The sequence below is a fragment of the Sphingomonas bacterium genome, assembly GCF_903643065.1.
Taxonomy (GTDB): domain Bacteria; phylum Pseudomonadota; class Alphaproteobacteria; order Sphingomonadales; family Sphingomonadaceae; genus Sphingomonas.
In genome coordinates this window covers 1-5,917 of the sequence record NZ_CAHJWX010000144.1, presented here as the reverse complement: position 1 = coordinate 5,917, position 5,917 = coordinate 1, and the positions used below count along the sequence as shown (strand labels likewise).

The following is a 5,917-nucleotide window of genomic DNA, read 5'->3' as shown; positions in this document are numbered from 1 at the left end:
GGCGGCGCTGTTCGCCGCCCTCGCCACGTTACGCGCGCACCAGCCGCTCAACGCGCTGACCGGCGCGGTGCACGCGGCGGCGGCTTGCGACGCGGCCGGGCGGGTCGTCGCAGCGTTCGAGGACGTCGGGCGGCACAATGCGCTCGACAAGCTGGTCGGCTGGCTCGCAATCACCGGTACGATGGCGGAGTTCGTGCTGGTCACCTCGCGGCTCAGCTACGAGATGGTCGACAAGGCGCTGGTCGCGGGCGTCGGCCTGCTGGTCGGCGTGTCGGCGGCGACGACGCTGGCGCTGGCGCGCGCGCGCGAGCACGGGCTGACGCTGGTCGCACTGGCGCGCGCGGACGCGATGCTGGTGCTGAGCGATCCGCATGGGCGGTTCGGCTGAGCCCCGCTTCTGCTACGTTTCGCTTATGCTCCGACTCGCCCTGCTCCTTGCCGCCCAGGTCGCCAGCGCGCCGATGCCGACGTCCGCTCCGGCCGCTGCGCCCGCCACCGTGCGCGTCGCGCTCACCACCAGCGAGGGCTCGATCGTGCTGGCGATCGAGACTGAACGCGCGCCGGTCACCGCCGCCAACTTCCTGCGCTATGTCGAACGGCACCGGCTCGATGGCGTTGTGTTCTACCGCACCGTGAAGGTCCAGCCGGACTATGGCTTCGTCCAGTTCGGCGTCCAGAACGCGCCGGGGCGCGTGCTACCGCCGATCCGGCACGAGCCGACCACGCTGACCGGCGTCCATCATACCGACGGCGCGATCTCGCTCGCGCGGCTCGCGCCTGGCACGGGGGCGGGCGACTTCACGATCAGCGTCGGCGACCAGCGCTTCTCGCTCGACGCCGACCCGAGCCGGCCCGGCGACAATCTCGGCTATGCGGCGTTCGGCCATGTCGTGGAAGGCATGGACACGGTGCACCGCATCCTCGACGCGCCGGTAGCGGCCGGCGGCCACTTCCCGGGCGAGCAGATCGCCAAGCCGGTGGTGGTGACGAGCGCGCGGCGGGTGCCTTGACCAGCGGTATGTGCTAGCATAATTTGCTGGCGTGAACGGCCGACATACCCGCACGTTGCGGCGCATCTTCACAGAACCCGTGTCACCGTCGGTCGTATGGTCCGACCTTGAATTGTTGCTAGTGGCTTGCGGGTGCTCAGTAATCGAGGGCAGCGGCTCTCGAGTCAGGTTTGCAAAGGCGATGAGGTCGAAATGTTTCACCGCCCGCATCCCGCCAAGGAAGCGAAGCGGTACCAAGTCCGTGCCGCGCGCGAGTTCTTGATTAGGATCGGAGTAAGGCCGTGAGCAACGTGATGACTTATCAGGGCTATAGCGCGCCGATCCAGTTCGATGCCGAGGACGGGATCTTCTTTGGGCGACTGGCAGGTATCCGGGACGGAGTCGGGTTTCACGGTGAGAGCGTGCAGGAACTGCGCGCGGCGTTCGAGGAGGCGGTCGACGATTATATTGCGACCTGCGCCAAGCTCGGGCGCCCGACGCAACGGCCATATTCTGGTAAGCTCATGTTGCGAGTGGACCCGACTCTTCATGCCCGCGCCGCCCGCGCGGCAGAACTGGCGGGCAAGAGCCTCAATGCCTGGGGAGCGGAGATGCTGGAAGGCGCGCTTCGATTGGTAGCGAGGGAGGGACTTGAACCCCCGACCTTGGGATTATGATTCCCCTGCTCTAACCAGCTGAGCTACCCCGCCCTGCCAATCGAGCGGCGCGGATAGGGTCGCGCGACGGGGCCGTCAAGCGAACATGTGGCGTGACAGCGGCTCCCACGGGCCGCCGCGATACCACCAGGTCGCCAGCCCCGCGATCTCAACCGGACGAGGCTGGAACCCGCGTTGCAGGTCGGTCAGCAGCAGCTTGGCGACCGACGCCGTCACCTTGTTCTGGATCGTGACGTGCGCGCGCCAGCCGCCGGCGTCCTGCGGCGTCAGCAGCGGGCCGAACGCCTCCGCCAGCCGCGCGCGGATCGCGACCAGCTCGGGCGCCTCGATGCGGAACGCGACGCCGCGCCCCAGCGAGATCAGCCCCGCCGCGCGCGCGACCGGCGCTCGCATGCCGCGCGTCTCCTCCGCGAGGCGATGCTTGAGCTCGTCGGCGATCGAGGGCGGCAGGTGATGGAACAGCGTCAGGTGAGCGTCGAGCTGGTTGCGCTCGGGCGGGAAATGCTGGCGGCGCAACCCATCGAGCCAGGCCTGGTCGGCGCGCGAGAACAGCGCGGTGACGATGATCGGGGCCGGAGTCTCGATCAAATCTCGATCTGGCTGCCCAGCTCCACCACGCGGTTCGACGGCAGGCCGAAGAACTCCATCGCGCTCACCGCGTTGCGCAGCATCCAGGCGAACAGCTTCTCGCGCCACAGCATCATGCCCGGCCGCTCCGACGCGATCAGCGTCTGGCGCGACAGGAAGAAGCTGGTGTCCATCATCCGGAACTTGCCCGAACAGGCATCGTAGCGGGCAAGGCAGGCGGGCACGTCCGGGTCTTCCATGAAACCGTATTTGAGCACGAGGCGGTGGAAGCCCTCGCCCAGATCCTCGTGGTGGAAGCGTTGCTCATCGCGGACATGCGGCATGTCCGTCACCTTGACGGTGAGCAGGATGATCCGTTCGTGCAGCACGCGGTTGTGCTTCAGATTGTGGAGCAGCGCGTGGGGCACGCCATCGGGGGTCGAGGTCATGAACACCGCCGTGCCGCCGACCCGCGTCGCCGAGGTGGCGGCGGAGCGGATGAAGACGGGCACCGGCATCGCCGCCTCGCGCATCCGCTCCAGCATCAGGTGCCGCCCCTTCGCCCAGGTGGTCAGCAACGTGAACATGACGAGGCCGACCAGCAGCGGGAACCAGCCGCCGTCGGGCACCTTGGTCAGGTTGGAAGCGAAATAGGCGAGATCGAAGAGCAGGAACACCGCGATCAGCGGATAGGCGAGCCACCGGCTCCACTTCCACAGCTGGATCAGCACCACGCCCAGCAGGATCGTGTCGATCAGCATCGCCCCCGTTACCGCGATGCCATAGGCGGCGGCGAGGTTGGACGAGGTCCGGAAGGCGAGCACGAGCAGGATCACCATCACCATCAGCGCGGTGTTGACGACGGGGATGAAGATCTGCCCCGCCGCCTGGCTGGAGGTATGGACGATCGACAGCCGCGGCACGAAACCGAGCTGGATCGCCTGCTGCGTCACCGAAAAGGCGCCGGAGATCACCGCCTGGCTGGCGATCACCGTCGCCATCGTCGCGAGCAGCACCAGCGGCAGCCGCAGGCTGTCCGGCGCCAGGAGGAAGAAGGGCGTCTCGATCGCGACGTGCGCCTGTTTCGGCGACAGCTGGAGGATCATCGCGCCCTGGCCCAGATAGTTGAGCATCAGCGCCGGGAGCACGAAGAGCAGCCACGACACGCGGATCGGGTTGCGCCCGAAATGGCCCATGTCGGCGTAGAGCGCCTCCGCGCCGGTCAGCGCCAGCACGACCGACCCCATCGCCAGGAACGCCGCCGGGCCCTGGTGCAGGAAGAAGCGGATCGCGAAGAGCGGGCTGAGCGCGACCAGGATCGCCGGATCGCTGGCGATATGAACGAGGCCCAGCACCGCCAGCACGACGAAATAGACGAGCATGATGGGCCCGAACAACAGCCCGACCCGAGCGGTGCCGCGGCGCTGGATCGCGAACAGCATCACGAGGATGCCGATCGCGATCGGCGGCGCGAGCGCCGAGAAGCGGGTATCGACGACACGCAGCCCCTCCACCGCCGACAGCACCGACATCGCCGGCGTGATCATGCTGTCGCCATAGAAGAGCGCGGTCGCGAACACGCCCAGCAGGATGATCCCGCCCGTCCAGCGCTTGCGCGCCGTCTGGCGATTGATCAGCGCGAGCAGGGCGAGGCTGCCGCCCTCCCCCTTGTTGTCGGCGCGCATGATGATGGTGACATACTTGATCGTGACCACGACCATCATCGACCAGAAGATCAGGCTGAGCACGCCCAGGATATGGAGCCGATCGGGTTCGAGCCGGTGATGGCCGGCGAACGTCTCGCGAAACGCGTAGATCGGGCTGGTGCCGATATCGCCGAAGACGACGCCCACCGCACCCACCGCGAGCTTGATCAGGCTCCCCTGATGGCCGTGACCCACGAACCCGTCCGGGTCTCCATCTGGGACGTCGGTGGTGCCGGCGGCCAGCGGCGCATCCGCGCTCATCGTCTCGGCTGGCATAAGGTCACGCGCCTAGCACCGCCCGTTGCAACCCGCAACGGGGATGCCAGCCGGAACAGGGACTTGCGACGGCGTCACGAACAGCGATGCCGATCCCGGACCACCCCTCAAGGCGTGGAACGGATAAGGAACGGAGTGCGTTGAGGCGATCGAAAGGAACCTCCCATGGCTGACGACACGAACCCCAAGGACCACCCGACCGGCAACGCCGAGAAGGACCCGCACGATTGGACCACCGGCGGCGAGCCGATGACCGGTGCGCAGGCGAGCTACCTCAAGACATTGTCCGAGGAAGCGAAGGAGGAGTTCGACGATACGCTCAACAAGGCGGACGCGTCGATGAAGATCGATGAGCTGCAGGAGAAGACCGGGCGCGGTCGCTGATCGCTCTGGATACGTGCGTGCTGGGTCAGTCGGCGGCGCGGGGCGTTCGCGCCAGCGCCGCCAGATATTGATCCAGCAACGTCAGCCGTTCGGCGATGTCGCGATGATAGGACACCCCCGGCGGGGTCAGCGCCAGCGCGCGGGCCCAGAGCGGGCGGGCGGCGGCGAAGTCGCCGGCGTGAATATAGGCGAGCCCTTCGAAGAACAGGGGTGCGGGCTGATCGGGCGCGAGATGACGGGCGTGTTCGAACGCGAACAACGCCGGGGGCGACACCCGATCGCCGTCATGCGCGGCGAGCGCGGTGCCGAGACCGGTCCAGAGCGACAGGCTTTCCGGCATCTTGCGCAAGCCCCCCAGGATCGCCAGCACCGCCAGGCGCGGCTCGCCGACCCGCTGCATGACGTCGGCCGCGTTCAGATAGGCATGATCGAGCGTGTAGCCGCCGAACATGCGGTCGCGCAGCTCGATCAGCGCGGGCTCGGGCGCGCGGACGGTCGCCTCCGGTCGCGGATCGGCGCCGGGCAGGCCGGGACGGCCCTGCCACGCATAGCCCGTCGCGCCCGCCATCAGCGCGGCGCCGACCATCGACCAGAGCGGCCGCGCGACGCCGAACCGCGCCGTCGCGGCAAAGGCGGCGGCGGCGAGGAGAGCGAGGGCTAGATAGCCCATGAAGATTTTTGGAAGATCACGCGTGTTCGGCACTAGCGGCACCGTGGCGTCGCGTCACCTTCTCGCCTCCCCGGCGACGGCCGGGGCCCGGTGGCGAGACCGCCCATGCTGGAGGGCTGCGCTCCACCTTTGAACGCATCGCCACTGGGCCCCGGCCTCCGTCGGAGAAGCGTGAAGCTATGATGCGCGGCCGATCAGCCGCCGGGCGATCGCGTCGGCCACGACCGACGACGGCTCGCCCGCCCGCGCGCTTTCGACCCAGATCTCCTCCAGCCGCGCGGGGATGCGGGCGATGCGCGCCTTGACCTCCGCCTCGTCGCCCTGGCCCAGATATTCCAGCCCGACATTGATGATGCCGCCGGCGTTGATGACGTAATCGGGCGCGTACAGGATGCCGCGCGCGTGGAGGCGCCAGCCGTCGTCGGCGGTGGCGAGCTGATTGTTGGCGCCGCCCGCGATCGCCTTTGCCGTCAAGCCGGCGATCGAGCGTTCGGTGAGGATCGCGCCCAGCGCGTTGGGGCTGACGATATCGGCCTCCACGCCCAGGATTGCGTCCGCCGCGACGGCGGTGGCGCCCAGTTCGTCGGCGAGCGCCCGCGCGCGCGGCGCGTCGACGTCGGCAAGCGTCAGCACCGCGCCGTCGGCGGT

The 5,917-nt window shown here is 68.4% G+C and carries 7 protein-coding genes, 1 tRNA gene and 1 pseudogene; 4 read left to right on the top strand and 5 right to left on the bottom strand.

The window, feature by feature from the left end:
- From HUU95_RS06560 to HUU95_RS14780, 3 genes are all read left to right on the top strand, one after another.
- A partial coding sequence (locus tag HUU95_RS06560) for a formate dehydrogenase accessory sulfurtransferase FdhD (protein ID WP_174279380.1) occupies positions 1 to 388 on the top strand: 388 nt, incomplete at its 5' end.
- Positions 389 to 413: 25 nt separating this feature from the next.
- The gene (locus tag HUU95_RS06555) at positions 414 to 1,010 is read left to right on the top strand and encodes a peptidylprolyl isomerase (RefSeq protein ID WP_174279379.1); all 597 of its coding nucleotides are present in this window, start codon (positions 414 to 416) and stop codon (positions 1,008 to 1,010) included.
- 293 nt (positions 1,011 to 1,303) lie between these two features.
- Complete coding sequence (locus HUU95_RS14780) at positions 1,304 to 1,666, top strand: type II toxin-antitoxin system HicB family antitoxin (protein WP_174279382.1); 363 nt, start codon at positions 1,304 to 1,306, stop codon at positions 1,664 to 1,666.
- Here the strand turns inward: HUU95_RS14780 and HUU95_RS06545 are convergent.
- The 3 genes from HUU95_RS06545 to HUU95_RS06535 form a co-directional block, all read right to left on the bottom strand.
- A tRNA-Met gene (locus HUU95_RS06545) sits at positions 1,623 to 1,699 on the bottom strand. The genes HUU95_RS14780 and HUU95_RS06545 overlap by 44 nt on opposite strands.
- Positions 1,700 to 1,741: 42 nt before the next feature.
- Positions 1,742 to 2,251 (bottom strand): 2'-5' RNA ligase family protein, encoded by a 510-nt coding sequence (locus tag HUU95_RS06540; RefSeq protein WP_174279381.1) that lies wholly within the window; start codon positions 2,249 to 2,251, stop codon positions 1,742 to 1,744.
- Entirely contained in the window at positions 2,251 to 4,200 is a 1,950-nt protein-coding gene (locus HUU95_RS06535; RefSeq protein ID WP_174279378.1) for a potassium transporter Kup, read from the bottom strand. The genes HUU95_RS06540 and HUU95_RS06535 overlap by 1 nt, the downstream gene beginning before the upstream one ends.
- A gap of 180 nt (positions 4,201 to 4,380) precedes the next feature.
- Here HUU95_RS06535 and HUU95_RS06530 point away from each other — a divergent pair, with 180 nt between their 5' ends.
- Complete coding sequence (locus HUU95_RS06530) at positions 4,381 to 4,599, top strand: DUF3072 domain-containing protein (RefSeq protein ID WP_174279377.1); 219 nt, start codon at positions 4,381 to 4,383, stop codon at positions 4,597 to 4,599.
- Between the two features lie 25 nt (positions 4,600 to 4,624).
- Here HUU95_RS06530 and HUU95_RS06525 read toward each other — a convergent pair whose 3' ends face one another.
- The gene (locus HUU95_RS06525; RefSeq protein ID WP_174279376.1) at positions 4,625 to 5,269 is read right to left on the bottom strand and encodes a tetratricopeptide repeat protein; all 645 of its coding nucleotides are present in this window, start codon (positions 5,267 to 5,269) and stop codon (positions 4,625 to 4,627) included.
- A 177-nt stretch (positions 5,270 to 5,446) separates the two neighbouring features.
- Positions 5,447 to 5,917: pseudogene (locus HUU95_RS06520) on the bottom strand (amino acid dehydrogenase); the annotation flags it as partial.

Bases quoted from the DNA above. Each gene is read 5' to 3' on its own strand.
- HUU95_RS14780 (WP_174279382.1), top strand. From the start codon at position 1,304: ATGACTTATCAGGGCTATAGCGCGCCGATCCAGTTCGATGCCGAGGAC.
- HUU95_RS06535 (WP_174279378.1), bottom strand. From the start codon at position 4,200: ATGAGCGCGGATGCGCCGCTGGCCGCCGGCACCACCGACGTCCCAGAT.
- HUU95_RS06555 (WP_174279379.1), top strand. From the start codon at position 414: ATGCTCCGACTCGCCCTGCTCCTTGCCGCCCAGGTCGCCAGCGCGCCG.
- HUU95_RS06525 (WP_174279376.1), bottom strand. From the start codon at position 5,269: ATGGGCTATCTAGCCCTCGCTCTCCTCGCCGCCGCCGCCTTTGCCGCG.
- HUU95_RS06530 (WP_174279377.1), top strand. From the start codon at position 4,381: ATGGCTGACGACACGAACCCCAAGGACCACCCGACCGGCAACGCCGAG.